Raw genomic sequence first — 26,510 nt, 5'->3', positions numbered from 1 at the left:
AAGGCGCGGTGGTCCACCCCAACCTGGTGAGCCTCTCCCCGAAGTTCAACGAGGCCGATCACGGGATCTACCTGGCAGCGCTCGAAGACGCCATCAAGAAGGGCAGTGAGAGCAAGAACGTTGCTCTCACGGGGGCGTACGGGACCGGCAAGAGCAGTGTCCTTGTCGAGCTCGCTCGCAAGCATCCGAACCGCATTACGATGGTCTCTCTGTCGTCGCTCGGGAGCGCAGAGGACGAAGAAGCGGGCGCAAGCAGCGACGGGACAGCCGCGAAAACGACGAACCAGATCCAGAAGGAGATCGTCAAGCAGCTGCTCTACCGCGAGGCCCCACGGAGGACTCGTGAGTCGCACCTGCGTCGCATCGTGCGCAGTCCACGCTGGGCGGACGCGGTCATCGCTGCCGTCGTCGGTTTCGTCCTACTTGGCGTCCTAGCCCTCTTCGGCCTCCTCACCCCGCTGCTGGTAAACGTTGGCAGCGCATTGTGGCAGCAGGCCCTCGCGACCGTGACCGTCTTCGCGGGAATCGGCGCGATCGGGTTTGGGGTGCTCCGCTTCACCCATGGACGGTTCGTCCCAAGTCAGATCGCCGCTGGTCCAGCAACGATCTCCCTGTCTCCGAGGGCTGAGAGCTTCTTCGATGAACACCTCGACCTGATCGTGTACACGCTCGAGGTAAGCGGCAGGGACGTCATCGTCTTCGAAGACATCGACCGGTTCGAGGACACCGCGATCTTCGAGACCCTCCGCGCTCTCAACGCAGTCCTGAACAACGCGGACCAGCTCAAGCAACGTCCGATCCGGTTCATCTACGCGCTCAGGGACAGCGTCTTCGAACGCATCGAGGCGCACGGGGACGCAGGGACACCAGACGCCGCCCAGACCGAACTCGAGCGCGCTAACCGAACGAAGTTCTTCGACCTCGTCGTCCCCGTCGTCCCCTTCATCACCCACCGGAACGCGCGCGATCTCCTGACCCGCGAGCTTGCAAAGTGCGACTACGAGGTCTCGAAGGACCTCATCGACCTGTCCGCCTCACACGTCGCGGACATGCGCCTGCTGCACAACATCCGCAACGAGTTCGAGATCTACCGCAAGAAGCTCATCCAGGTGCCGAACCCCGTGCCCGACCTGACGGACGACCGCCTCTTCGCGCTCATCCTCTACAAGAACGTGCACATGGCGGACTTCGAGGCGATCCGGCTGGGGCAGAGTCGGCTTGACGAACTCCACCGACAATGGCGCGAGCTCGTCGATGCCAACCTCAGGCGGCTCAGCGCCGACGAGCGCCGCCTCGTGCGGGCCGTTGCGACACCGGAGTCAGTTGAGCGCAGGATCGCTGCGCTCACCACGCGACTGGCTGCCAGGCTCCAGAGCATCGCTGATGCGTTCCCGGCACACCCGTCGTACCTGAACGCTCCTGGCAAGGTGACAGTCAACGGCGCGCCTCCCGCAGATCAGGCCCTCCGAGAACCAGACCTCTGGAAAGGACTCATTGCAGGCACCGCCCAGGTGACCGCAAGCCTCTCGAAGCAGGGGGCTGGAATGATGAACTTGACCTTGACTCGAGATCGCCTGGCCGAGCTCATTGACGAGGACTTCGACCCAGACGAGTGGGCACGATCCGACCGCGCCGCGTCCGAACTCGCTCTGGCAGAGACTCGCTCGAAGATCGAGTTCCTTCGCCATCACCAGTGGTCGGAGATTGCGCGGACCCCCGAGTTCGTTCTCGCTGCCGATTCCGAAGCGGGCGACGCGCAGGGTGACGCCCCGAATGACGGGCAGAAGTCCCGGAACTTCTCGCAGCTCGTGGAGCACGCCCTCACGTCGCGACTCGCGGGCGACCTCGTTGAAGCCGGGTACATCAACGACTACTTCGCGCTGTACGTCTCGACCTTCTACGGCGAGCACGTGCGGCCCGATGCGATGAACTACATCGTCCACCACGTTGATCGCGGCGAACCGGACGCGATGTACCCGCTCGATGGAGACGACGTCGAGGCCATCCTGCGAGAGAAGGGTCGGGTCGTCCTTCGTGACGCCTCGATGTACAACGTCGCGGTCTTGGACCACCTGCTCGCGAAGCGGTCGGAAGGGGCGAACGAGGTCGCCGACCAACTGCGGCGATGGGGTGAGCGAGAACGCGGCTTCGCCGATGCCTACCTGACCCATGGCAAGGATGTTCATGGCTTCGTCAGGCTCCTTGCCGCGCGACTGCCGGTCGTGTTTGAGTACCTCGCCGGAGACCCACCGTTGAACGACTCCGTCAAGGCAGGTTGCTTCGGGGTCGCGCTGACCAGTTGGAGCCACGACACGGAGTACTCGACGAGTGACACCGTGCGCATCTACATCGAGAACGGGTATCCCGGGTTCGAGCCGCTGAAGCCAGGGGCGTCGGAGGCCGAAGCCGCTGCCGCCATCGACATGATCGCGACACTCGGAGCACGGCTCGCGAGCGTTGGGCCGCTCTCACTGGCGGCACGAGACGCAGCAGTCGAGCACGAGATCTATCCGGTCACCGTCGAGAACCTACGGGCGCTCACCAATGCGCAGAACGTCTCGCTGGACCAACTCCGCTCCGGTGACGCGCGCATCTACCGACACGTCATCCACAGTGTCCGCGCCTACGCCGGCGCCATCCAGGAACATGAGGGTCAGTTCTCCGTCTCAGAGCAGCAAGCCTTCTCCGCGATATTGCAGGAAGTCGATAAAGCGAACCCCGACGACGATGGCTGGGCAGCCTCCACCGTTGTCAAGGCAGCAGACCCATGGTGTTCGATAGGCGACATCACGACAGCACCTCGCAAGTCGTGGGCTGCCCTCGGAGTCCAGAACCGTTATCCCGCCACGTTCTCCAACGTCTCGGCGTACCTTGCCGAAGCAGGCAAGGTCGACACAGGGCTCTCGACCGTCCTCGCGGATGCTGACGCGATCCATGACACGGCCGAAGCATCCCAGTCGGCACGGCTTGACGTTGCTCTCGCGATACTCGGCGCGAAGGCGCAGATCCCGGACCCCGAGCGACGGGTCAAGCTTGTCACGACCCTCGATCTGGAGGAGTTCATCGAACCGTCGAAGATTGAAGGGGAAGCCGGCCCGTTTGTCGGTCTCTTGATTGACCGGGAACTCATCCAGGACGCACCCACGGCGTTCTCGCCCGCCCTGATGGTCGACTGGCCGACCAGAGAAGCAGCGATCGCCGCGTCCGCCAACTACGTGACCTTCATCAGCCCCGACCTCCTCCCGCCTGCCGAGGTCGGAGCACTCCTGAGAAGCAGCAGGGTGGCCGCGGAAGTGAAGGACACCGTCGTCGCGCAGCTTCCCGAGTACACAGGCGCACTCGATGCCACGGGCCTGCGGCCGATCGCAGCGTGGCTGATCGAGACGCGGACAGCTGTAGCGCCTGAGGTGATTGAACACCTCGTGTCCAAAGGCCTTGCCCCACACCTCGTGATCGCCCTCGTAGACGTCGCGGAGCAGAGGGTCGACATCGAGAGGCTCCGCAGCATCCTCAGGTCCCTTGGAGACGGGTATACGGAGATCGCGGATGTGGGAACGAAGCGACCAGTGCTCCGGGGGGACCCAGCTCACCGGCGAGTCGTTGAGCGCCTCCGGCAGGCGGGGATCGTCTCCCAGGTGCGTGACGAGAAGGACGGTATGCGCGTATTCCTGCACCAAGCGCAGCGCTCGTGACTCGTTCGAATGCGGCTTGCGCACAAACGGGTCCTTGGGCTTCCGGCGACACCAATGCCGCCCTACCCGGCGAGCGGGGTGCTTCATCAACTGCTTCACGAAACGCCCGACCGTGGGTGGACACCAGCGAACCGCCACGGGCGGAAACTCGCTAACAGCGTGCGTTTCCACAGGTTGTTCTTGCTTCACACCGAAGAGGTCACTGGGTCGAACCCAGTATCGCCCACCAGTACAGAGAGGCCCTCGACCAGCGGAAACGCTAGTCAGGGGGCCTCTCGCTTCTCCCGGAGCCGCGGGAATTCGGTCTGCTGGATTAACTGCTGGTCTATGGCCTCGCACGCTGGCGTACGAGGACGGCGGGAACCGGAACGGACGGTCGGGGTCCGCACCCAGGACGCGACCCTTCAGCGCCCGACAGGGATCGACCCGCCCGTGTCCTCTGGAGCCCCTTCGACGAACGTCGACCGACCGATATCGCCCACCCAACTGCCCCAACCGAGGCGATGTACCTGCCGAGGGGCCGTGCATCCGGGCGTGGTCCGTCCGACAGCCGAGGAGGGGGCGTGGCGGGAGCGTTGGCGGTCGGGGCGGCACGGGGCGTGACCCTCCGCGCGGCGGGTAGCCGTCGGGGCCGGCACGTCGTGATCGCGATCGTCGTGGCCGTGGTGGCTGCCGTCGTCGCGCCGGTGGCTGTCGTCGTCCTGTTGGTCGCGGTGGTCGTGTCTGCCGTGACTGGTGTCGCCGACACGGACTCGATGAGCGTTGCCGAGGGCGGGACGGTCTCGTACGCGGTGGACGGGTCGACGTTCGTCGACAACGACCCGACGGCGAACGCCTGGGGCGGCTACGCCAACGGCCAGATCCCTGCGGCGGAACTGTGCCCGGTGCCGACGGCGCGCTGGCATCAGGCCCGCTGCGACGCCGCTGCGGCCTTCGGCGATCTCACAGCAGCGTTCAAGCAGCGGTTCGGGCATGACATCACGGTGACGGACGCCTACCGCTCGTTCGTCGAGCAGGTGCAGCTCAAAGCGTCGAAGGGGTTCTTGGCGGCGACCCCGGGCTACTCGAACCACGGCTGGGGGCTGGCGTTCGATCTCGGCAGCGGGATGAACGACTACGGCAGCGCCGCATACGCGTGGCTGAAGTCCAACGGGCACCGGTACGGGTTCTTCCACCCCACCTGGGCTGAGCCCGACTCGCCAGATTTCGCCAAGGCCGAGCCGTGGCACTGGCAGTTCGAGCCCTCGGCGCAGCAGGCACAGCGGCAGGCGACGGCGGGCACGACTGACGCCACACCCGACGGCAACCGCGCGCTGGGCCGCTCGATGGCGTCGACCCGCGGGTGGGCTAGCTCGCAGTGGGCCTGCCTGGAGAAGTTGTGGACCGCCGAGTCAGGCTGGAACCACCGCGCCGACAACCCGACGTCGAGCGCCTACGGCATCCCGCAGTCCCTGCCCGGCGAGAAGATGGCGGCCGCCGGCGCCGACTGGCGCACCAACCCAGCCACCCAGATCACCTGGGGCATGGACTACATCGCGCACCGCTACGGCACCCCGTGCGAAGCGTGGGCGGTCTGGAACAGCCACACCCCGCACTGGTACTGACCTGGGAGGACGCCATGCACCAGCAGCAGAGTCGACGACGACGGGTGTCGCGGTGGGTCGTAGGCCTTGCCGCGCTGGTCACGGTCGTGCTCGTCGTCGGAGCGTCGGTGTGGTTCGCGCTCGGTGGCGCGTCCGACGGCGTCCCACAGTCCGCGGAGATGGTGCCGGGAGCCTCGACGCCGGCCCGTGGGTCGACCCCAGAGTCAGTCCCGACGTCGACGGCGACGGCTGGGCGCGAGTCCGTCGAGCAGCGCGAGGACCGCGACGCCGAGCTGGCCGTTGAGGCGGGTGATGCTGGTCGTGCGGGCGATGACACCACCGGGGATCCCGTTGTCGGCGCTGCCGAGGTGACTGACGCGGATCTCGCGGCTGCGCGAGGCTGGCTCACAACAGCACTGGCCTGGCGTGAGGATGAGGCAGCGCTCGGACCCTGGGGCCGCGCAGTCGAACGGGCAAACACCCAGTGGGCACACCCGGACGTGCAGGTGACCGTCGTGCCGTCGACAGCGCTGGAGGCGATCGCTTCCGACGCGACGGTCCATGCCGCGCTGCCGCGCGTCGTCGAGTTCGTCGACGAGACCGAACCCGAGTGGACCGGCCCGGGCGAGGTCACACTCCGCGCCAACGTCGTGTTCGGCACAGGGGACGGATGGACGCGCGCTGGACTGCGACTGGTCGTCGACTTCCAGGTCACCCGCGGTGTGGTGATGGCCGTGTTCATCGACGCCGGCTACGTCGCCTCCGACCCGGAGCTCCTGCCATGAACACCAATCGGTCCGGAGTCGCGAGCAGCGATGACACGGTGACGATCCCGGCACTCGACTTCGGCTGGCTCGACGGCGCCGACACCGGTGCAGCCGGGACGACACTGCGAGAGATCGCCGGCGGTGTCCTCGCGGTCGGGCTGATCCTGTGTGCGATCGTCTTCCTCGCCGGGGTCGTCCTGTGGGTCGCCGCCCGTGCCTCGGGCGGGACGGTGGGAAGCAAGAACTCCTCGTTCTTCGCCGGCGGCGCCGGTGCCGCGCTGCTCGGGATGGTCCTTCTGGGCTCCCTGGTGGGCGCGACCGGCTGGGGTGCGGATACGGTCGGCCTGTGGATGACGACGGTCCTGCCGATCGAGTTCGGTGGCTGAGTTCGTGACCAGCCCTGCGCGAACGCCGGCGCTCGTCGAGCGGATCGTCAGCGATGTGCGGCCGAACTGGCGCTCGATCGCCGTCTGGGGTGTCGTCGCCGTCGTCTGGGCGACGTGGCTGACGGGGCCCGGATGGTCGACGCCAGTGTTCGTCGTCGCCGCGGTGGCCGGCGCGGCCTTGGGCGTGATCGACGGGCGAGACCACCGTCTACCGGACGCGATCGTCTACCCGACGCTGTGCGCCAGTGCGGTACTGCTGGTGGCTGGCGCTGCGGTCACCGGAGCGTGGGGAGACCTCGCTCGCGCGGGCCTGTGCGCGGCCGCGTTCGGCGTCGCGTTCCTCGGGCTGAGTCTCGTCGGTCCATGGGGGCTCGGCCTGGGTGACGTCAAGCTCGCCGTGCTCTTGGGGATGCTCGCCGGCTGGCAGGGATGGCAGGCAGCACTCTGGGCTGGGGTGCTGCCGTTCCTCCTCGGCGGGATCGTCGCAGCCGGCCTGCTGATCTCCCGTCGAGCGACCCGCCAGTCGATGCTTCCCTTCGGTCCCTTCATGCTCGTGGGCGCCGCCGTCGCGATGACCTGGACTCGTTAGCGAGCCGCTCACGCCGCGAACCGCAAGGAGCTCCGGCGCTCCTCGGATCTGAAGTGGCAGTTGTAGGGTCACCTGCGTGGCCAGGTTCGATGATGTGACGAGGGGCGATGTCCTGCGGGCCATCGAGGAGCACGATCAGCTCGGAGAAGTCGCCTTCCACGCCAAGTACGGGTTCGGTCGTGCCCGGACCTACCAGCTCGTCTACGAAGGACGGCAGTACGCCTCCAAGGCCGTCCTTGGTGCAGCGGCCGGCCTCGCCGCTTCAGAGTTCAGCGGCGGTGAAGGCGTGACTGCCCCTGTGCTGCGGCGACTCGGCTTCGACGTCAGCCCCGGTTTGTCTTCGAAGCGCGAGACGACTGGCTCCTGGGCGGCGTTCATGTCGTGGGCGGCCCGGATCGCAGAGTCATTGGACCTCGACGCGCAAGAACGTGAGTACAAGGTTCAGGTCGCCGCGAGGCTCGCTGACGTACGCAGTGCCTTTCTTGCGGGCGATGCTGGCTGGGTCGAGGCACTGTGGTCGGTACTTCGCGACCGGAGCGCCCCAGCGAACTGGCTGAACTGGAGGTTCGCTGCTGACCTGAAGGAGTCCGCGACTGCTGACGAGGACTCGTTCGCGCGTGCCGTCAGCGCACTCTGGGACGACTCCCCGGACCCCGTCGCCAGGCTGGCGACATTCGACGTCGAGATGAATGGGCTCGGCAGCTTCACGCCCGGCAACCGCCTCGCCCTCGGGTCGACGCTGCTCATGGCACGGGACGTCACGACGTGGCCGCCGTACAACGCACGGCCAGTGAAGAAGGCCTCCCTCCTTGCCGGAGTGCCCGTCGACGAGTCGACACTCGTCAAGCGCTACGAGGCACTGCTGGACCTGTGTGGCGAGGTCCGCGTGCGGGCTGAGCAACACAGGATTGCCGGACTTCGAGATGCCGTGGATGCCCAAGGCCTCATCTGGGCCGTCGTCGAGTCCGACCCGGATGCCGCCTGGTCAACCGACGAGCGTGAAGCCTTGCTCGCGTGGCGCGATGGAACGACGAGTTCCCGCCGGACACGCGCAGTGGCCGTAACGGACGATGCGCTGGCCGAGTCGCTCGACCGTGACTCCGCCGTGGAGAGTCAGGCCGAGGAGCGGTTCGCTCTCGGCGACACGAGTGCCCCTGATGGTTCAGCAACCACGAAGGTACGTGGGAGCTACCAGGCAGTCTTCGCAGGCAGGGTGAAGAGCGCCTACGGCTACAGGTGCGCGATCACAGGTATCTCGACCCGCAGCTTTCTCGTTGCCGCGCACATCGTCCCGTGGGCAGAGGACGCGTCCATCCGGATCGACCCGAGCAACGGGATCTGCTTGTCGAGTCTCGTCGACGTCGCCTTCGAGAACGGCTACCTGCAGATCAACCCCGACTACACGGTCACCGTGGCTACCGACCTGATCGACGACGATCCAGAGCTCGCGCGACTCCTCGAGCCCTACGACGGCCAGCAACTGCGGATGCCGTCGGCCTACCCGCCCAACCCGGACTTCCTCAGGCGAAAGCTCGAGAGCGTCACGCGGTAGGCGGTCGCCAGGCCCAAGGGCCGGCCGGAAGGCGTCGCGCGTGCGCCCTGTGATCGATATCGGACCGATGGTTCGTCGCGGGGTCGGCGAAGTGAGAGTGAAGCTCGCGATCCGCGCGGGCCACCACCTCGGGAGTCCGGATGGTCCTCGCCACGACCCGCGACGTCGTCGCTGCCGACACGCGTGCGCCCGTTCTCGCTGCCGGCGAGGATGACAACGTCGACCTCGGCGTCGACCTCGAGTTCGACGCGTTCCCCTTCATGACCCAGCTCCAGGAGTGGGCGGGCGGCATCCAAGCGGTGTGCCTCATCGTGCTGGGCATCTTGTTCGTCGTCGCGATCGTCGCGTGGATCGCGGGTAAGGCGTCGGCGAGCCAGCAGATGCAGCGGGTCTCGGTGGGTGCGCTCATCGTGTGCGCGATCGGCGCGGCCCTGACCGGTGCCGCGTTCGGGATCACCGGGTACTTCGCGGGCTTCGACCTCGGGTTCTGACCGTGCCCGCCCGCGACTCGCGCAGTCCGAGGACCCGAGGGCGTCCGCCGCGCCGTCGTCGGTGGCCGCTACGCCGACCTGCCAGGCGACGTCACCCGCTCGTGCTGGTCCCCGCCGTCGTCGTCGCGGCGACGCTGGCGAGCGGCTCGTGGTGGAACCCGCTCGACTGGGAGGGCTTCGTCGACGGGATCGTCGAGGGTATGGGCGAGGCGCTGGTCTGGCTTCTCAACCTCGCGTTCAACAACCCGCTGACGGTCATCTCGGCCTCGGAGTGGCAGGCTGCGTTCGGTCAGGCGGCCAAGTGGGGTGGGGTGTTTGCCGTCGTCGCGGTGGCGGTCTGCGCGGTGGAGATCATCGCCGGGATGATCTCGTCCGACCACAGTCGGATCCTGCGGGGCTGGGTGTGGGCGATCCTCGCCTGGCCGCTGACTGCCGCGAGCCTGCTGCTGTACTCCCGGCTGGTGAACGCGTCGGACTGGCTGACCACCTCGATCCTCAACTCGATCACCGCGCCCGAGGTCGTGGCAGGCTCCGCGGTCGTGACCGGGGCGACGTCGGCTGCGACGACGGCCATGGTGTCGATGCTGCTCGGGGTGTCGGCGGTGTCGACGTGGTGGCTCGCGCTCATCTTCGTCGGGCTGGCCATGCTGCCCGTGATCGGCCTGGTCATCGTGCTGGGCGCCGTAACGTTCGGGCAGATCGCGCTGGCGGGGTTTGCGCCCGTCGCGTTGATGCTCATCGGGTTCCGCGGCACGCGCCCGATGTCGAGCAAGTGGCTACAGATGGCGGTCGCGCTGCTGCTGACCAAGCCCATTGCTGCGGGCACCGTCGCGCTCGGCTGCGCACTGGGATCGCGAGGAGGCGCGGACGGCCTCATCCTCGGGATCATCGCGATCACCGTGGCCGTCGCCTCGCCGGCTCTGGCGTTCTCCTTCGTCGGATTCGCCGGAGCGCAGCTCGGCGGAGCGATCACAGCGCACGCTGACAAGATCAAGGGGCTGTCGAACTCGCTGACCCATGCCGGCGCCAACCAAGGGATCGCCGCACTGCGTGAGCGACTTGGCGGTTCAGCCAAGGACGCTGCCGCGATCGCCGGAGCCGGCGCCGGATCGATTGCGGGGTTCAGCGGCTTTGGGTCGACAACGGCCGGCGCAGAACCATCGCGACCCTCGACGGGCGATCCTCACTCGACGGCGCCTGTCATGGCCGCAGGCAAGGGCGACCGGCGCACCGGGATGAACGGCTCGGGCAAGACCATCAACGGCAAGGCCCGTGGCTCGAGCGACTCGGTGGCGCACAGCGGCAACGCTGCAGGCCTGCATGGGAGCCCGTCCAGCAGGGGAAGGGGCACCGCCGCCGCCTCGGGCGTCGCCGACCCTGCGGGTCACGACGAGGCGAAGGCGGATCGTGGTGACGTTTCGCCGTCTGAGGATGGCTGGCAGGGCGACGCCGTTCCTACGCTCCCGGTCGACGGCGGCCTGGAGCACGGCGACGAGGTGACTGGCCTCGGGGGACCGGTCGACGAAGCTGCCTGGCCCCCAGTAGGGCACGACGGCAGTAACGGGTCCGACGTCCAGCCGCTCGACTCAACTGAGGCAGCGGGAGCAGCGAGGTCCGGTGTGAGGGGGACCACGTCGGCCACGGGCGGACCTTCGCCGTCGCCCAGTGATTCGGGCACGTCACCGTCGGGCGGCCGACACGACGCCACGACGACGACCGGGGAACCTACCCGAAGCGTGGCACCTCGACGTTCAGGCGCCGATGACTCCGGAACGCCACGGGCGACGACACCGGGTTCGGGCACGGCGGAGTCCGAAACCGGCCGCGGTCCGACACCCGCGGGATCACCGGCACGAGCCGGCGCGCGGCCGAACGGCCCGGTCGTCGCGCAGCCGAACGAGCCACAGCGTCAGGCTCAACCAACGTCGAGCAACCCCCAGCCAGCCGTTCTCACACCGCATGCTGAGCCGGAGACCGAGTCCGGCCCCAACCCGTTCGGAGGCGCACGATGACCCGGATAAGTGGACACGCCGGTGAGGACCTGGTGCCGTCGGCGTCGTTCGCGCCGTTGTCCCGCTCGGGAGTGATGCTCGGGCTGTCCGGCCCGCAACTGGGACTCGTCGCCGTCGCCTTGGCGCGGCCGATGTGGCTGCTCACGGTGGGTAAGGACCTGCCGGGCGCATTGTGGGCGGTGGCGTGGTGGACGACGCCGATCGCGGTGGTCGCCGTGGGGTCCTGGGGTGGACGGTCGTTCCTCGAACGGCTCACCACGGTGGGGCTGTTCATGCTCCGCAGGGCCGTTCGCCAGACCTCCACCGTCGTGAAGGTCAACGCCGCCCACGTCGAAGGCCGCATCACCGTGCCGGGCGCGGCGGGGGAGCGGCTGCACTCGTTCGCCCTGTTCGGCGTCGAGTACGGCCAGGGCGCAGCGTTCGTGTGGGACGCCGTCGCGCAGACCGCGACCGCGGCACTGCGATTCACCACCGACGCGTGGGACCTCGCAGACGACCAGGCCAAGGCCTCGCGCGCAGCCGCCGTCAGCGACCTGTGCTCGCGATTGACCACGGCCGACGGCGTGCAACGCGTCGCCGTGCACGCCCGCTCCTACCCAGGTTCGGGCGACCGCCTCCCCGCCCCCCGCATCTCCGCGTCGACGGCGACCGGGGCGCTTCTCGCCGAAGACCACGCCGAACTCCTCGCCACCCCCGCCATCGGGCAGGTGCTGCACCGCGACGTCGTCGTCACGATCACCGTCGCGGCAAGGGCAGTCGCCAGGGACGTGGACGCGGCCGGCGGCGGGATCGCCGGCGTCTCCCACGTGGTGGCCGACCGGGTCCAGCAGGTCGCGGCCGGATTGCCCACGTGCGGCGTGCGCGTCGAGGACGCGACCTGGATGAACGAAGCCCAACTGCGCGGGGCGATCCGCCTGGCCTACGACCCTGACGCCGCACCGTGGCTCGCCGCACAGGACTGGCAGCTCCCGCCCGACGCGCTGCTCGCCCAGGTCGTCACCGAACGCCTCGACCACCTGGTCACCGACTCGGCGGTGCACCGGTGCTGGTGGGTCGAACGGATGCCTGCCCAGCCCGCCCGGGCCGGGTTCCTGGCCCCGCTCATCAGCGGCGGGCGCATAGCGCACACCGTCACCCAGGTGTGGGAAGCCGTGGACGTGCACCGGGCAGAGAAGCGCCTGAACAACGCCGAGGCCTCGCGCGCGACCGCGGAGCAGGTCAACGAGTTCCTCGGCCGACCCACCACGACCGCGCACACCGCCGAGGGCAAGGAACTCGCCAAGCGTCGCACCGAACTCGAGCTCGGCTACGGGGACGTGCGCTACTCCGCCTGGATCACCGTCCACGCACCGTCCCTCGACGAGTTGGACCGCTCCGACCTGTGGGTCGCCGCCGCGACGCCAGGGATGAAGGTCAAGCTCCTGCGCGGCGACCAGTGGGCCGCGTTCAACACCGCCGTCCTGCCGCTCGGGATCGGAGCACGCGCATGACCACGGCGGTGGAACGCCACCAGGTCTCCGAGTCCGCAGATCAAGTCCGCGCGACGGTCGCGGACCCGCGAGACACAGAACCTGTCCGTCGGCGGGGTGGTGTGCACGCGACGGCAGAGTCCTCCTCGGGCGGGGCGGAGCCCGGGAGCACGCACGCTGGTGTGCGGCCGGGTGCGACGTCGTCGGAACCGGGCGAGCGATCGTACGAGGTCACGGCCTTCGCTGGACCGGGCGACCGCGCGAGCCGCAAGGAAGCGCGGCGCGCGATCAAGGACTCCCGCGCGCAGCGCGCCCACGCCGACCAGCCGACGTCGAGTACCGCTTCGCTGCCCAAGCTGTCCCGCCGCCGAGCATGGGGACGCCTGACCCGTGGCGGCATGTGGGGTCCAGCCGGCGTCGGGTTACCCAAGCACGTCACATCGGCGGCGCGGATCGGCGTGCTCACCCCGTTCGTCGCGCCGTCCACGATGTCGATCCCCGGACCGATCATCGGGATCGAGGCGACCAGCGGCCAGCCGTTCACCTTCGACCCGTGGGGTGCGGTGCAGAGCAAGCACGCTGCGTCGCCGGGCGTCGTCGCCTTCGGCCTGCAGGGCACCGGCAAGTCCTTCTGCGTCAAAACCGCCATGCTGCGCGAGATCGGCTGGGGCCGACAGGTCATCGTCTCCTCCGACCCCAAGGGGGAGTGGGTGCCACTGGCCCAGGCGCTCGACGGTCAGATCGTCGCCGTCGGACCCGGCAGCTGTAACGTCATCAACCCCCTCGACGAAGGCACGCGCCCGCTCGACGTCGACCCCGCCACATGGCGCGGCCTCGTCGCCACCAGGCGATCACTCGCCCTGGAATCGATCTGCACGACCCTGCGGCCCGGCCGGGTGCTCGACGAGTTCGAACGCACCGTCCTGGACCGTGCCGTCGAAGCCATCGACGCCGGTGACGTCGAGGCGACCGTCACGGGGGTCGTCGACTGGCTCACGAACCCGGCCACGGCCCTGCGCGAAGACCTCGGCGACGCCGGCGCGGAAGCACCGACCGCGCTGCGCCTGGTGCTCGGCCGCCTCGTCCGGGGACCGCTCGCAGGCATGTTCGATACCAACTCAACGGTGACGCTCGATCCGGTCGCGCCGTTCACCGTCATCGACACCTCTGCCATCGCTGGCGCCGCCCCCGAGCTCCGGGCGATCGCGCAGGCCGCGACCTCCGCGTGGATCGACGCGACCCTGCGCTCCGAGGACGGCCGCTGGCGATGCGTGGTTTCCGAAGAAGGCTGGGACGAGCTACGCAACCGCGCCCAGGCTCAGGCCATGGACGAGCGACTGCGCATGACCAGCCAGTGGCGCTGCTCCAACTGGCTGATCTTCCACGAGCTCGCCGACATCACCCAGTTCGGCGAAGCCGGCTCCGCACACCGCAACCAGGTCAAGGGCATCATCACCAAGTCCGCGATCAAGATCCTCTACAAGCAGTCAGCCGCCTCGATGGCGCTGCTCGACGAGATCGTGCGCCCGACCGCGGCCGAGACCGACCTGCTCGCGTCGCTGCCCCAGGGGGTGGGCGTGTGGCACATCGGTGAGGCGATCCCAGTGTTAGTGGCGCCGGTCATCGGCCAGTCCGCCTTCGCGCTCATCAACACAAGTGCCGGGCGAGTGGGCTAAAGGAAGTTGCCGCGTTCGGCCACGGACTGCGGTCCCTGTCAGCAGCCTGACCTAGGTGACGTCGTCGATTCGCGGGTTCGCAGTGAGGCGCAGCGGGTGCCAGATCCATGCTTCGGCGCCTTGGTAGCCGGCGTCGGTCAGCGTCACAAGCCCTGCCACCTGGGTCGGCGCCGCCGAACGATCGTCGGCAAGCGCCGACGTGCAGCCCGAGCTCTCACTGTCGCATGCCGGGCGCGGTGGGCCTGCCCTGGCGATCTACTCCAGTCGCTGTCGGTATCCCTCGATCGGCCACGTGTAATCTGCGATCAACGAGTCCGCAGACGGGTCTGCACGATGGACTGCGATCTGGTTGAGGACATCTGCCAGTGGCCGGTCACGGTTGACGAAGTCAGGACCGTCGCTGACTTGGATGCGTTTCGGCTGTGGTCGTGGGAGGACGGTCTCCGATGGGATCGGAGCATCCTCCGGGTTGAAGTACACGAACCGCTCCGCACCCGCCACGGCAGCCAGGTTGTGCAAGCGGGCCAGGTGAGTGCTCGGCTCAAGTTCGCGGTCGGGAGTAGGCCCGTTCTCGCCGGCGAGGTCGAGCCACAGCAGGTTTTGGCGGTCCAGCGCGACCGTGATCGCTCGAGCACCCAGGAGCCCGCTGCTCGGGTAGCCGCCCGCGTAGTCGGGGATGAGGCTAACAGGTGCGTCTGAGAGGGCCAGGCGGTGCCTGCCGAACCGGACGCGCCCCCAGGACCGCGCGTAGACGGCTTCGGCGGCACGTTCGTAGAGGCTTGTCAGGATTACGAGATGCTCGTCCCCCGAGACTTCAATCACCGGTCCTTCCGGCGAGGTGATGTCGTCCCAGACCTGCGCCGCTTCATCGACGAGGACGGGGCGTCCGAGTCCGTGGCTCATGGCGTGCTGTAGGTAGGCCAGGCCACCCATGGCGACCTGCGCACGCACCGTAAACGAGGCGAGCTCGGCCTGATGGCGACGGTTGTCGGGGCCACGGAGAGCCTGCAGGGCGATCCACCGGGCGAGGAGCTCTCGGTCGTAGTCGTCCAGCCGGAACCGTGGCGCCTCGATCGCCCGCCGGAGCGCTGGCGCGACCTTGTCCTCCACCTCGCTGAGCCACTGCTCCCAAGCGTCCGTCCGAGTACCGTCTGGGAGCCGGACGGTGTAGAAGTCGCGGATCACAGCGGCATCACCGACGCCTACGTCACGCCTGATCCCGGTGCTCAGGTCTAGTTGTACGAGCATCTTGTCGGACGACGCGAAGCCACGTAGGTGCAGTCTTGGCACGGTGTGGTGCCGGGTCTTGCGCTTCTTGGTCACGTGGCGATCCAAGCAGTAGCCGCTGACAGGCGAGCCATGTTCTTTCGTTGCCCGCTCTGGTCAAGGTCCTGGGCCGGGCGTTCGGCCCGCCAGAAGCCCTTCCAACCAAGCCAGGGCGCGAGGTCCGGCGGTCTGGCGGTTTCACGCTTGGCGTCGTCCTGATCGAACACGCTCGCCATCTCCGTAGGCGAATGGCGTGCCGCGTCGCAACACCAAGCAAGGGTCCCAAGGAACTGACCGCGACGGTGGACATGAGCCGCGACGAGAGCCGGCGCGTGCATGCCCGACTGTTGGACCTGGTACCGGGCCGTTCGAAGAAGGCCTACACCGACCGGCTGACCGCCCGTGGTCTGAAGTTCCGCAGAGGCGTGCGGGTCACGGCATTGGATCCGTACGGCGGCTGCACGTCCGCCATTGACGACCAGCTCGACGACGCAACCACGGTCTTGGACGCGTTCCGCGTCGTCGAGCTCCGCTCCCAGGTCGTGGAAGGTGCGCCGCGGTCCAGCAGGACACCACCGGGCGCCGCGGCCGCAAGAGCGACCCGCTGTTCGGGGATCCGGACCATCTTGCGCGGGGGCGCCGAGAACCTCACCGCCAAGCAGCGAGAGCGTCTGGTCGCGCGCTCAACGCCGACGACCGCGACCAGGAGGTGTTCGTCGCCCGCCAGTGCGCCCAGGACCTGCGCGCCGCCTCCCGGGCCGGGCGACATGGCCGAGGGCAGAGCGCTGGCCGAAAACCGCACCTCTCGCCCCTGCGCCGTTGGCGGCAGGCGTTCCTGGCCCACTTCACCACCGGCTGAGCGGACAACGGCGATACCGAGACCATCAAACGGCATCATCGAGCTCCACTGCCGCCTCGCACGCGGCTACCTCAACCGCGACAGTTACTGGCTCCGCATGCTCCTCCCCGGCGGAGGACGCACCCCGTGATCCCCACCGGATCGGCGAAGAGCCGGTTCGAGCGGGCACGTCGAGGGTGGCTCACCTAATGCGCGCGCGATGGCCGGGTGCTTCGGTACAACCCTGACGGGATCACGACGCTCTGCTTAACTGTGCTCATGCCAGGTGCTGTTTCTTCGACTCGCGTCCCGACCGCGCCCTTCCATCTTTTTAGGGCGAAGGGGGCGAACCGGATTAGGTACCAGGGCGCGACGCGTATCACGGAAGGCTTCGACAAAAATGCGGCGCCAACAGTGGGTGCAATTTGCGTCGCGGTCCAAGGCGGTTCCGACGACTATGACGATGCTAGCGATGGGGACCTAGTGGTGGCGCTCGGTCTCGTGCGAGGAATTGCAGGGATAGCGAGCGGGCTTGTCAGAGCGACACTCACGCCGATCTTTCAACTCTCCGGTCCTGTACCAGTCGCCGACCTACAGGGGACCCTTGTCGAGCTCGGTGAGGTTCCGGCCGACTTTCATGCACGACACCTCCCGCCCGCGACGGCGCAAGCCCTGGTCAGGTACCTGGGGGCCCTCGAGCCAGGGCTCATTGAGTGGATCACCTCAATACTTGGGGGGGCGCGGGAGTTCCCCGCAGTGGTTCAGCAATCTCGAGTTGAAGCGAAGGATGCGGTCGAGCTCGCTGCTCAGATGGCAAATATTGAACTCCCGGCCGATGCCTTCTTGTCCCCGCCTTCGGAATTGGAAGACGAGACTCTTCTACAGACCATTCTCAACTCGGGCTACGAGCAGGATCTCGAAGAGGAATTGCTGCCTCTGGACCTTCAGCGTTTCGACGGGAAGTTGGTCGGCAATCAGCGGGCGGCTAGCGTTGCGGTATTCACCGGCAAGAATGGTGAAGATCGTCTAATGGTCATGTCGGTCAATAAGAAGCCGATCGAGCTCGAACTCGGTGTGGACCTTCTCTACTGGGATCAAGTGCATGATGCGTTCACGTTCGTCCAGTACAAGCGCCTCGAGAAGGTCGAGTCCGCTGGTCCACATGGAAAAAACGAGTGGGCGTATGTCCGCAAAGGTGAGATCAAGAAGCAGTTGGCGCTAATGCCAATCGGACTCCACGATGTGAAGCGCGCAGCTGATTGGAGGGCGTTCGGCACGCCGTTCTGGTTCAAGTTTGTGCGAGGCGACGCTGGCAGCAAGCTCGATGGCAAGACGCTCAAAGGCATGTATGTTCCCGCAGACTGGCTTCGCATCGCCATCGAAGAGAGCACCTTCAGAGCGGGCCCGCGCGGAGGTTTTCGCCTCACGTTCGATAATGCCAAGTACGTCAGCCGAACCGTGTTCACTCAGCTCATCTCACGCGGATTTGTCGGAACCGCGGGAGCGCGGTCTAGGGCCTTCAAAAAACTGCTCAGATCCAAGGACAGGGAATTGATAGTCGCGGTGCGAACTGAATGGCAGGACGACGAAATTTCGGGGATCGACGTTGTGTCTCTAACCGTCGACCGCGGCGACGAGCAGCTTGAATCCCAAGAGTCTCCGTTTTAGCCTCATTTTTTCGTCGGTCTGGTGATCGCGATCGGGTGGCGGTTTCGCCGTCGGGCGAGGGTGACCTTGACATGGTGTGACAAGGCGTCGCAGGTCGTTGCGTGCGCCGGGTTCCACGGGCCGGGGTTGTGCACCCGTGATGAAAGCCCGAGCTAGGGCGAGATGTTGTCCTGCGGTCCAGGCAACGCTTCTGGTCGGCAGGGGTCTGACTTGGGGCGCTGGAGGCCGGATCGCTGGTGCTGTCGTTCTCGGACAGGGTGGAGCTCGTCACGGGTGTGAAGGCGCGCCGGGACATGCGGCAGATCGCGCGGGCGATCGGACGGTCGGCGTCGATGGTCTCGCGAGAGCTGGTCCGGCACGGGCTTTGGGCGGGTCCAACAGCTCAATGAGGGGCCCCGCGCAAGTCTTGGCTTCCTCACATCGCGAAGGGCATTCGCGGGGCTGTTCCTCGACGACCTCGTTGCCACGAGCAGTCGACTCCGCAGCGATATCGGTCAGTGGGTTGTGCGCACGGTGGCGATGTGAGGGGTGAAGTCCGCGTCGGCGGGCTCGTTCCGCCGTCGAGAGGTTTACCGTGACCAGCCAGCGACAGGCTCTGCGGCGTCACGCCCGCGCCAACAAGCTTGGCAGCGCCGCGGCCGTGCTGTCTGGCAGAGCCGAAGACGGTGTTTCCACGGGAGCGAACGCCGAGGAGTCGGAGCAGCGCCCGGCCTGGTTCGAGCGCGTCGAGCAGTGGCTCCGGTCGACGAGGTTCGCGTGGTGGCTGCGGCGGTACGGCGGTGCCTACCGTGGCCTGGCTGCGCTCAATGATGGGGAGGTCGCCCAGACGTTCAGCATCGCCTGGCTCGTCTACACCTGTGTCGGGGTGATTGCGTCGTTCGTCGTCGGCCCCTGGACCGTCGCCATCATCGTCCCACTCGGCATCGTCGGGCTCGCGGTCACGCTCGTCGTGTTGGTCTGGTGGTTCGGCTACCGACGCTCGGGCGCCCGGCTGCGCCATCAGATGCTCGCCCGCGAGGGCCTCGCGCGCGGCCGAGAGGTCGCCGAACAGGTGGGTGCGGCAGTCCTCGTCGCGACGGCTGAGACCGTCCGCCCGACGTTCACCACCGAGGCGCATGCTGCGAGCCGCACCGTCAACCCCGAGAGCGTCGCGTTCCTCCTGGGGCACACCTACGGCGAGGAAGTCTGGGTCAGCCTGGAACGGCCGGTCTACGTGCTCGGGCCGGCGCGGTCGGGCAAGGGTGTCGGTGTGGTCGTCCCGGCCATTCTTGGCGCACCGGGTGCGTGCCTGTCGACGTCGACACGCACCGATAACCTCGAAGCAACGGCGGCGTGCCGGGCGGAGCGCGGCCCGGTCGAGGTGTTCAACCTCGAGGCGTCGGGCGGGCGACCGCACACGATCTGCTGGAGTCCGCTGGAAGGGTGCGAGGTCCCGCGCATCGCGATGAAGCGGGCCAAGCTTCTGGTGGGGGCGTCCGGGCTGGGTGGGGACAACGCCGTGTGGGCGACGAGCGCGGGCGGCATCGTGATGGCGCTGCTGTATGCGGCGGCGATCTCGGGACGGACGATCGGTGACGTCTACCGGTGGTCCAAGAGCCCGGACGCCTGCAAGGAGGCCATGCAGGTCCTTGAGCGTGCCGCCCACCTGCCTGAGTACTGCTCGGGCTCGGGCGAGCAGGTCGACTGGCACACGACGATCCGCTACGTGATGGGCGAGGAGGTGCGAATGAAGGCGAACAAGTGGTTTGGCGTCGAGAACGCGTTCGTGCCGCTCATGGACCCGCACGTGCGCGAACGGCTGGCCGTTCGCCTCACCGACGACGCCGGCCGCCGCGTGCCGGGAACGTTTGACACCGAGGCATTCCTGCGGGAAGGCGGCACCTGCTACCTGATCTCGGCCGGCACCTCGACCACCTCGGAAACGGCGGGCACCATCGGCACCTTCTACTCGCTGTTCCTCGACCACGTCACCGACGTCGCCCACGAGAGCGCCCAGCGCTCACCCGGTGGGCGCCTCGACCCGCCCCTGACCCTCGTTCTCGACGAGCTGGCGAACATTCACCCCTGGCCGGGCGCCGCACGGATGAGCTCGTCCGGGTCCGGCGAGGGCATCCAGCTCGTCGCGGTCTTCCAGTCGCGATCGCAGGGTAAAGAGGCCTACGGCGAGGACGTCGAGGAGACGATCTGGAACAACTGCCTGAACGTGCTGCTTCCCAACGTCAAGGCGCCGGAACTGCTCTCGGCGTTGGCCCAGACCTTGGGGGCTGAGGATCGCCACACGACGTCCGCTTCGTACAGCCTTCGTGAGCCGTTTTCCCGGTCGTGGCAGACACAGTCGTCCCAGCAGGCGACGGTCGAGCCGGGTGAGATGCGCCGCCTGCCGAAGGGCCACGCCCTCGTCATCGAATCCTCGATGCGTCCGATGCTCGTCGACCTCATCCCGTACTGGCGCGGACCCCATGCGGATCACGTCGCGCACTGCCAGGCCTGGTACGCCGAGCATCGGGGCATGGCGACGCCACCCCGGGCATCTGACCTGCCGGGACTCCACTTCCCGCGGTCCCGGGGAAGGTGACTGATGGGCTACGACGGCAGCGAGCAGGCGTGGGGACCCGACCTCGGCATGAGAGGTCCCGGGCGGAGCCGGCCGCCGCAGGTGTCGCACGGAGACGGCGGGCCTCCTGCCAACGACCCGGCCAGCAAGTCCGGCGGCCTGGGGGCGTTCGCGAAGGCCAAGTGCGACGCCTGGAAGCGCGTCGATGCGTCGTACCCGATCACCGTCGACCCTGGCGTGTTCTCGTGGATGGACGCGGACCCGTCCACGATCGCGGCGGCGATGCAGCGCCTCGACAGGTTCGTGGAGTGGCTGTGCGCCACCTTCGCGCTGGGTGAGGTCATCACCCCGTGCTGGATCCTCCACCCTCCGGTCGTCCAGGAACTCTGGGCCCTGGAGCGGTACCACCGCCTCGCGCACGACGCGGGAGCGAACCTCGCTGAACCGGTGCGCTGGCTCAACCAACTTGCCGCGACCCGCACCCGGCTCGGCGCCGAATGGCGGGCGCGGGGCTGCGAGTACCAGCACACCGAACCCATCGCCGAAGCCGCGAGCCGGGTCTCGGAGCGGCGCGGCTACTACCTGGCCGACTACTGGCCGGGTGGCGAGATCCCGCTCGAGGACCCGCCCGGCGGGTTCACCTGGCAGCGGTGGTCCTGGCCGGAGGTGGACGAGTCGGGCGCCGAGATCGCTGCCCCCGATCACCAGCAGGCCGTCCAGAACCGCGCCAGCAGGGGAGCGCGAGGGCCGCGTCCCGAACGGGGGAGTCCAGCATGACCGTCAGCCTGGCCGATCAGCTCGAGTCGATCTCTCACGCCGAGTGCGACCTGCGCGGGGAGCTCAGCCCGTTCGCGGCCGCGCCCCTCGACGAACACGCAGCGGGCCGAATCCGCCGCGTCGTGGCGAACGCATCGCCCGCCGTCCGAGTCGCCTTGCGGCAGCGCGTCGCGGGGACTCCATCGAGCGAGCGCCCAGATCGCTCCACATGTGCTGCAGATCACATCGGGTTAGGGTCCACCTCACGCATGGTCGACCGTTGCCTCGATCACAGAGGAGCCCAGGCATGACGGCCACGACACGTCCTCGCTCTGCCGAGTCGCAGACGGACGCTGCCAACGCGCCTGGGTCTGACCGGATCGCTCCGCCACCAAGGTTCCAGCGGCGACCGCTTCTCGTCGTCGCTTCGGTGGCTGCCGTCGCGCTGGGTGCGCTGGTTTCCGTGTGGGCGTACCAGGGGGCCTCGGACGCGCGCGACGTCCTTGCCGTGCGAGCGACGGTCGAACGCGGGGACGTCATCGAAGCGGCCGACCTCATGAGCGTTCCCATGACGGTCGACCCCGCCCTGCACCCGCTGCCCGCATCGGAGCTCGACGCGGTGGCCGGCAAGCGTGCCGCGCTCGACCTCGTCGCCGGCGGCGTCGTCACCGCCGAACAGATCACCGAGGTCGCCCTGCCATCCGTCGGGATGACGGTCGTCGGCCTGAACCTCACCGCCTCCGCGCTGCCTGCTGATCAGGTCCGCGTGGGTGACCGGATCAGAGTCGTACTGACCTCAGGACAGGTGCCCGGTGCCGGGACGTCGCCGAGCTCACCGCCGCAGACCGTCGATGCCGAGGTGGTCGGCGCCGCGACCGACGACGCGTCAGGCAACACGATCCTCAACGTCCAGGTCGCTCACGACGACGCCCCGCTCGTCGCCGACCGGGCCACCGCGGGTCTGGTCGCCGTCGTCCTCGACGAGCCGGACACCGAGGAGTGAGCCATGGCGATGATCGCGCTCACGTCGGCCAACGGCTCACCGGGCGTCACGACGTCGGCGCTCGGTCTCGCCCTCGCCTGGCCACGACCGGTCGTCCTCGTCGACGCCGACCCGACCGGGTCGCGCGCCATCCCTGCCGGCTACCTGCGCGGCGGTGAGCTGCCCACGACGCGCACCGTCGTCGGACCTCGCCGTCTCCCTGAGGGCCGGCACCCTGGTCGACGACCTACCGAAGTCGGTCTTCACCCTGCCCGAGTCTCGTGTCCAGGTGTTGGCTGGCCCGCTGAACCACCTGCAATCCCAGGTACTCGGCCCCTTGTGGGAGCCGCTGGCTGCCGCCCTCAAGGCGCTGGAAGGCAACGGGCAGGACGTCATCGTCGACGCCGGTCGTCTCGGACTGGACGGCGCCCCCACCCCGCTGCTCACCGGCTCCGACCTCGCGCTGCTGGTCACCAGGTCGACCCTGCCGGCGCTCGTCGGAGCGTCGTCGTGGGCACCGACGGTGCGCGACTGGTTCGAGCGATCCGGTGCGGGCGCCAGCCTCGGGGCACTCGTCGTCGGACCGGGTCGCCCGTACGGCGAACGTGAGGCCGCCAAGGTGCTCGGTGTCCCGGTGACCGCGTCGTTGGCGTGGGACGCCGAGGCGGCGTCCGTCTACTCCGACGGCGCCACCCCTGGTCGCAAGTTCCAGACTGGCGCGCTGGCCAAGTCGCTGCGCGCCGCCGTGCAAGGGATCGGTTCCGCACTCACAGCGGTCCGGACCGACCTCGGTCTGGCCGTCGAGGGGAGCTGGTCATGAACGAGTTCCTCGATCGTGCGGCGTCCGACGCGGGAGACCCGACGAACCTGCCGATCTTCGGCGCCCCGTCGAGCGACACCATCGACGTGTCGACCGCGCCGTCGGCGCATGCACTCGCCGGGCGCCTCCGCGCGCCGCAGTCGGCGGCGCTCGACGACGTCCCGACGTCGGATGAGGCAGCCGAGCCACGCGCAGGCAGCGGCGCGTCGAGGTCGGGGACTCTCGACTGGCAGCTCGTCGCCGAGCTGCGCACTCAGGCGTCGGACCTTCTGATGGCGTCGCTGGGGGACGAGCGCGGTCAGGACGTCGTGGCTGAGCGGGAGCGCGGTCGGGCGATCATCCACGAACTGCTCGCGACCACCGCGGCTGACCGGATCCACGACGGCGAGCCCGCGTGGACCATGGAGGTCCAGTCCCGGCTGGCCGAGGCGGTCTACCACGCCCTGTTTGGCCTCGGACGGTTGCAGCCCTACGTGGACGACGACTCGGTGGAGAACATCATCATCACCGGCGCCGACACGGTGTTCCTGGAGAAGACCGACGGTGAACTCGTGCGCGTCGAGCCGGTCGCCGACTCCGACTCCGAACTGCTCGAGTTCCTGCAGTTCGTCGCGGCCCGCCAGGAGTCCACCGCCAGGTCGTTCTCCACGGCGTCCCCGACGATGCACATGCGCCTCGACGGCGGTCCCCGCCTGGCCGCGGCCGCCTGGATCACCGCCTTTCCCGTCGTGGTCATCCGTCGCCACCGCCTCGTGCGGGTCACGCTCACCGACCTCGTCGAACGCGACATGCTCACCCCGGTGCAGGCGTCCCTGCTGTCGGCGGCGGTCAAGGCGGGACTGTCGATCGTCGTCGCCGGACCGCAGGGCGCGGGCAAGACGACGATGGTCCGTGCCCTGTGCGCCGAGATCCCGCCGCACGAGAAGCTCGGCACCTTCGAGACCGAGTACGAACTGCACCTGCACGAGCTCAAGGACGTCCACCCGATCGTCGTCCCGTTCGAGGCTCGCCCAGGCTCCGGGGAGGTCGGCCCGGACGGCAGGCGTGCGGGGGAGTACACCCTCGACGAGGCGCTCTACGACTCGTTCCGCATGGCGCTGTCCCGCCAGATCGTCGGCGAGGTCCGCGGTGCGGAGGTCTGGGCGATGCTCAAGGCGATGGAGTCCGGCGCCGGGTCGATCTCCACGACGCACGCCGCCGACGGCGAGGCCGCGATCCGCAAGCTCGTCACGTGCGGGATGGAGGCCGGGCAGGCGAAGGACGTCGTCACGGCCAAGCTCGCCGACGCGATCGACCTCATCGTTCAGGTCCACCTCGAGACGACCCAGAGCGGGCCGGACCAGTGGCACCGCACCCGCTGGGTGTCCGAGATCCTCCACGTCACGCCGGGCGAGGAAGCCAAGGGCTACGCGACCACTCGGGTCTACGCCCCCAACCCCGACAGCGGACCGGCCTTGCCGGGAACCCTGCCCGACGAGCTGCGCCGCCTGGAACGGCACGGGTTCGACCTGACTGGGTACATCGCCTCCGCCCCCGGCTCCCCCCGCGCAGGGGAGGTCGCCTGATGCCGCAGATCATCCCTGCACTCGGCGGCGCCCTCGTCGTCGCCGGACTCATCGGCGTCGTCGTCGGGCTGGTCCCGCGACCCCCTGCTGAACCCGCCCCGCGGACCTCACGGCCCTCGCCGCTGGCAGCCCGCTGGCGGGGCTTGACCCGGCGGACGAAGGTGTTGCTCGGCGTCGGGTTCGCCGCGGGCGTCGTCGCCTGGGCGGTGACCGGGTGGGCCATCGCGATCATCATCGGCCCCCTCGCTGTCGCAGGGCTCCCTGCACTGCTGTCCTCTCCGGGCGCCGACGCGCAGATCGCCAAGCTCGAAGCCCTCGAAGAGTGGACCCGGGGGCTCGCGAGCGTCCTGACCGTCGGCGTCGGACTCGAAGAAGCTATCCGAGCGACCCTGCGCTCGGCCCCTGAGGCGATCCGGCCCGAGGTGACCTCGCTGGTCGCCCGGCTGCGAGCCCGGATGGGCACCGAGGCCGCGCTGCGCGCCTTCGCCGACGACCTGGACGACACCACGGGCGACATGGTCGCCGCCTTCCTCATCCTCGGCGCTCGCAAACGCGGCCAGGGCCTGGCCGACGTGCTCACCTCACTCGCCGAGTCCGTCGCGGCGGACGTCCGTGCACGGCGCGCCATCGAGGCCGATCGCGCCAAGCCGCGCACCACCGCCCGCTGGGTCACGATCATCACGATCGCGGTCCTCGCCTACCTGCTGATCTTCACCGGCGAGTACGTCGCCCCGTACGGCACCGCGCTCGGCCAGTTGCTGCTCACCCTCCTGCTCGGCATCTACGTCCTGCTGCTGTGGTGGATGCGCCAGATGGCCAAGGGGGAGAAGCTGCCCCGCTTCCTGGGCCTGTCCAGCGGCTCCCTCGTCACCGAGTCTCGAACGATCACCGGGGCGGGCGCGCGATGACGACGGGACTGCAGATCGCGCTGGCCGGTGGCGCACTGGTGGGCCTCGGCGTCGCCCTGCTCCTGTGGCGCCTGGTGCCCATGCGGCCCGACGCCGCCGACGTCGTGAAGAGGTACTCCCCGCAGGGCGTCCGCGACCGCGAAGCCACCACCCGCGCCGCCCTGAGCACCACGAGCGCGACCGAACGCCTCGGGGTGTGGGCGTTGCGCACCGTCCCGGACGGCTGGTGGGGTCGAACCCCGACGCGGGAGCTCGCACTCCTGCAGATCCCGCTGCACCGCCACTACGGCAGCAAGATCCTCTACGCCCTCGTCGGGCTCCTCATCGCACCTATCGGCGCCTACGTCCTGGCCGCCGTCGGGATCGCCCTGCCGATCGCGGTGCCGGTGGCCGGATCGCTCGTGGCCGCGGCGGTGCTCTTCTGGTTGCCCGACTTCAACGCCCGCGACGACGCCCGCAAGGCCCGCTCCGAGTTCAACCGGGCCCTGGGCGCCTACATCGACCTCGTCGCGCTCGAACGCCTCGGCGGATCAGGCAGCCGCGAAGCCATGGAACTGGCCGCGAAGGTTGGCGACAACTGGGTCTTCCGCCGCATCGGCGAAGAGCTCGCCCGCTCGCGATGGTCCGGCATCGCCCCGTGGGACGCCCTTCACACCCTCGCCGACGAGCTCGGCCTGCCCGACCTGGCCGACCTCGGCGACGTCATGCGCCTGACCAGCGAAGGCTCCCAGGTGTACGACCAGCTCCGAGCACGATCCGAGGCCGTGCGCGCCGCGATGCTCGCGAACGAACTCGCCAAGGCCAACGCTGCAGGTGAACGCATGACCCTGCCGATGGCGCTGCTGTCCGTCGTGTTCCTCGTGATCCTCGTCGTCCCCGCGCTCCTGCAACTGACAGGAGGCGCGTAGCACCGGTGTCGCGGCACCTCGCGCCCGG

General features: G+C 68.5%; 22 protein-coding genes. 20 read left to right on the top strand and 2 right to left on the bottom strand.

The features are described from left to right. Positions 1-8 precede the first annotated feature (8 nt). The 10 genes from ATJ88_RS12465 (at position 9) to ATJ88_RS12420 (ending at position 14,217) form a co-directional block, all read left to right on the top strand. Entirely contained in the window at positions 9-3,692 is a 3,684-nt protein-coding gene (locus ATJ88_RS12465; protein ID WP_098464101.1) for a YobI family P-loop NTPase, read from the top strand. Positions 3,693-4,255: 563 nt separating this feature from the next. Beyond that, positions 4,256-5,296, top strand: coding sequence for a M15 family metallopeptidase (locus ATJ88_RS12460; protein WP_170023620.1), 1,041 nt, complete (start codon positions 4,256-4,258; stop codon positions 5,294-5,296). A gap of 14 nt (positions 5,297-5,310) precedes the next feature. Then, positions 5,311-6,060: a hypothetical protein gene (locus ATJ88_RS12455; protein ID WP_141538681.1), complete on the top strand. Its 750-nt coding sequence runs from the start codon at positions 5,311-5,313 to the stop codon at positions 6,058-6,060. A 38-nt stretch (positions 6,061-6,098) separates the two neighbouring features. Next, positions 6,099-6,428 carry a hypothetical protein gene (locus ATJ88_RS12450; protein ID WP_098464098.1) on the top strand — a complete coding sequence of 110 codons (330 nt, stop codon included), beginning with the start codon at positions 6,099-6,101 and terminating at the stop codon, positions 6,426-6,428. After that, positions 6,421-7,017, top strand: a complete 597-nt coding sequence (locus tag ATJ88_RS12445; RefSeq protein ID WP_245852402.1) for a prepilin peptidase — start codon at positions 6,421-6,423, stop codon at positions 7,015-7,017. The genes ATJ88_RS12450 and ATJ88_RS12445 overlap by 8 nt, the downstream gene beginning before the upstream one ends. Before the next feature lie 76 nt (positions 7,018-7,093). Then, positions 7,094-8,569 carry an HNH endonuclease gene (locus ATJ88_RS12440; RefSeq protein ID WP_170023619.1) on the top strand — a complete coding sequence of 492 codons (1,476 nt, stop codon included), beginning with the start codon at positions 7,094-7,096 and terminating at the stop codon, positions 8,567-8,569. Positions 8,570-8,709: 140 nt separating this feature from the next. Further along, positions 8,710-9,060, top strand: a complete 351-nt coding sequence (locus tag ATJ88_RS12435; RefSeq protein ID WP_098464097.1) for a hypothetical protein — start codon at positions 8,710-8,712, stop codon at positions 9,058-9,060. Positions 9,061-9,161: 101 nt separating this feature from the next. Continuing rightward, the gene (locus tag ATJ88_RS12430) at positions 9,162-11,072 is read left to right on the top strand and encodes a hypothetical protein (protein ID WP_098464096.1); all 1,911 of its coding nucleotides are present in this window, start codon (positions 9,162-9,164) and stop codon (positions 11,070-11,072) included. Further along, positions 11,069-12,562: an SCO6880 family protein gene (locus ATJ88_RS12425; RefSeq protein ID WP_141538680.1), complete on the top strand. Its 1,494-nt coding sequence runs from the start codon at positions 11,069-11,071 to the stop codon at positions 12,560-12,562. The genes ATJ88_RS12430 and ATJ88_RS12425 overlap by 4 nt, the downstream gene beginning before the upstream one ends. Beyond that, positions 12,559-14,217: a hypothetical protein gene (locus tag ATJ88_RS12420; RefSeq protein WP_141538679.1), complete on the top strand. Its 1,659-nt coding sequence runs from the start codon at positions 12,559-12,561 to the stop codon at positions 14,215-14,217. The genes ATJ88_RS12425 and ATJ88_RS12420 overlap by 4 nt, the downstream gene beginning before the upstream one ends. Positions 14,218-14,472: 255 nt before the next feature. Here the strand turns inward: ATJ88_RS12420 and ATJ88_RS12415 are convergent, their stop codons facing one another. Together ATJ88_RS12415 and ATJ88_RS18370 are read right to left on the bottom strand one after the other, a co-directional pair. Next, positions 14,473-15,540 (bottom strand): DUF4238 domain-containing protein, encoded by a 1,068-nt coding sequence (locus ATJ88_RS12415; RefSeq protein WP_170023618.1) that lies wholly within the window; start codon positions 15,538-15,540, stop codon positions 14,473-14,475. Next, positions 15,537-15,719: a hypothetical protein gene (locus ATJ88_RS18370; protein ID WP_170023617.1), complete on the bottom strand. Its 183-nt coding sequence runs from the start codon at positions 15,717-15,719 to the stop codon at positions 15,537-15,539. The genes ATJ88_RS12415 and ATJ88_RS18370 overlap by 4 nt, the downstream gene beginning before the upstream one ends. A 12-nt stretch (positions 15,720-15,731) precedes the next feature. On the opposite strand from ATJ88_RS18370, the gene ATJ88_RS12410 reads away from it, so the two are divergent. From ATJ88_RS12410 to ATJ88_RS12365, 10 genes are all read left to right on the top strand, one after another. After that, positions 15,732-16,472, top strand: coding sequence for a transposase (locus tag ATJ88_RS12410; RefSeq protein WP_098464092.1), 741 nt, complete (start codon positions 15,732-15,734; stop codon positions 16,470-16,472). Between the two features lie 77 nt (positions 16,473-16,549). Beyond that, the gene (locus ATJ88_RS12405; RefSeq protein WP_141538677.1) at positions 16,550-17,989 is read left to right on the top strand and encodes a hypothetical protein; all 1,440 of its coding nucleotides are present in this window, start codon (positions 16,550-16,552) and stop codon (positions 17,987-17,989) included. A gap of 236 nt (positions 17,990-18,225) precedes the next feature. Then, positions 18,226-18,378 carry a helix-turn-helix domain-containing protein gene (locus ATJ88_RS19140; protein WP_170023615.1) on the top strand — a complete coding sequence of 51 codons (153 nt, stop codon included), beginning with the start codon at positions 18,226-18,228 and terminating at the stop codon, positions 18,376-18,378. Positions 18,379-18,563: 185 nt separating this feature from the next. Next, positions 18,564-20,564 (top strand): type IV secretory system conjugative DNA transfer family protein, encoded by a 2,001-nt coding sequence (locus ATJ88_RS12395; protein WP_098464089.1) that lies wholly within the window; start codon positions 18,564-18,566, stop codon positions 20,562-20,564. Between the two features lie 3 nt (positions 20,565-20,567). Then, complete coding sequence (locus ATJ88_RS12390) at positions 20,568-21,320, top strand: hypothetical protein (RefSeq protein ID WP_098464088.1); 753 nt, start codon at positions 20,568-20,570, stop codon at positions 21,318-21,320. 208 nt (positions 21,321-21,528) lie between these two features. Then, the gene (locus tag ATJ88_RS19030) at positions 21,529-22,302 is read left to right on the top strand and encodes an SAF domain-containing protein (protein ID WP_342744852.1); all 774 of its coding nucleotides are present in this window, start codon (positions 21,529-21,531) and stop codon (positions 22,300-22,302) included. 271 nt (positions 22,303-22,573) lie between these two features. Beyond that, positions 22,574-23,101, top strand: coding sequence for a hypothetical protein (locus ATJ88_RS12380; protein ID WP_141538675.1), 528 nt, complete (start codon positions 22,574-22,576; stop codon positions 23,099-23,101). Further along, on the top strand, positions 23,098-24,666 hold the full coding sequence (locus ATJ88_RS12375) for a TadA family conjugal transfer-associated ATPase (protein WP_098464085.1): 1,569 nt from the start codon (positions 23,098-23,100) through the stop codon (positions 24,664-24,666). Before ATJ88_RS12380 ends, ATJ88_RS12375 begins: the two co-directional genes overlap by 4 nt. Further along, on the top strand, positions 24,666-25,574 hold the full coding sequence (locus ATJ88_RS12370; protein ID WP_098464084.1) for a type II secretion system F family protein: 909 nt from the start codon (positions 24,666-24,668) through the stop codon (positions 25,572-25,574). Before ATJ88_RS12375 ends, ATJ88_RS12370 begins: the two co-directional genes overlap by 1 nt. Beyond that, positions 25,571-26,482 carry a hypothetical protein gene (locus tag ATJ88_RS12365; RefSeq protein ID WP_098464083.1) on the top strand — a complete coding sequence of 304 codons (912 nt, stop codon included), beginning with the start codon at positions 25,571-25,573 and terminating at the stop codon, positions 26,480-26,482. The genes ATJ88_RS12370 and ATJ88_RS12365 overlap by 4 nt, the downstream gene beginning before the upstream one ends. Positions 26,483-26,510 lie beyond the last annotated feature (28 nt).

The organism is Isoptericola jiangsuensis, assembly GCF_002563715.1.
In the GTDB taxonomy this organism is placed as follows: domain Bacteria; phylum Actinomycetota; class Actinomycetes; order Actinomycetales; family Cellulomonadaceae; genus Isoptericola; species Isoptericola jiangsuensis.
Note: the sequence above shows the minus strand (reverse complement) of the source record. Positions and strands in the feature narration are given on the sequence as shown.

What these genes read in the sequence shown, in the direction of transcription:
- ATJ88_RS12455 (WP_141538681.1), top strand. Translation starts at nt 5,311, where the DNA reads ATGCACCAGCAGCAGAGTCGACGACGACGGGTGTCGCGGTGGGTCGTA.
- ATJ88_RS12435 (WP_098464097.1), top strand. Translation starts at nt 8,710, where the DNA reads ATGGTCCTCGCCACGACCCGCGACGTCGTCGCTGCCGACACGCGTGCG.
- ATJ88_RS12425 (WP_141538680.1), top strand. Translation starts at nt 11,069, where the DNA reads ATGACCCGGATAAGTGGACACGCCGGTGAGGACCTGGTGCCGTCGGCG.
- ATJ88_RS12420 (WP_141538679.1), top strand. Translation starts at nt 12,559, where the DNA reads ATGACCACGGCGGTGGAACGCCACCAGGTCTCCGAGTCCGCAGATCAA.
- ATJ88_RS18370 (WP_170023617.1), bottom strand. Translation starts at nt 15,719, where the DNA reads ATGGCGAGCGTGTTCGATCAGGACGACGCCAAGCGTGAAACCGCCAGA.
- ATJ88_RS12410 (WP_098464092.1), top strand. Translation starts at nt 15,732, where the DNA reads ATGGCGTGCCGCGTCGCAACACCAAGCAAGGGTCCCAAGGAACTGACC.
- ATJ88_RS12390 (WP_098464088.1), top strand. Translation starts at nt 20,568, where the DNA reads ATGGGCTACGACGGCAGCGAGCAGGCGTGGGGACCCGACCTCGGCATG.
- ATJ88_RS19030 (WP_342744852.1), top strand. Translation starts at nt 21,529, where the DNA reads ATGTGCTGCAGATCACATCGGGTTAGGGTCCACCTCACGCATGGTCGA.
- ATJ88_RS12375 (WP_098464085.1), top strand. Translation starts at nt 23,098, where the DNA reads ATGAACGAGTTCCTCGATCGTGCGGCGTCCGACGCGGGAGACCCGACG.
- ATJ88_RS12370 (WP_098464084.1), top strand. Translation starts at nt 24,666, where the DNA reads ATGCCGCAGATCATCCCTGCACTCGGCGGCGCCCTCGTCGTCGCCGGA.
- ATJ88_RS12365 (WP_098464083.1), top strand. Translation starts at nt 25,571, where the DNA reads ATGACGACGGGACTGCAGATCGCGCTGGCCGGTGGCGCACTGGTGGGC.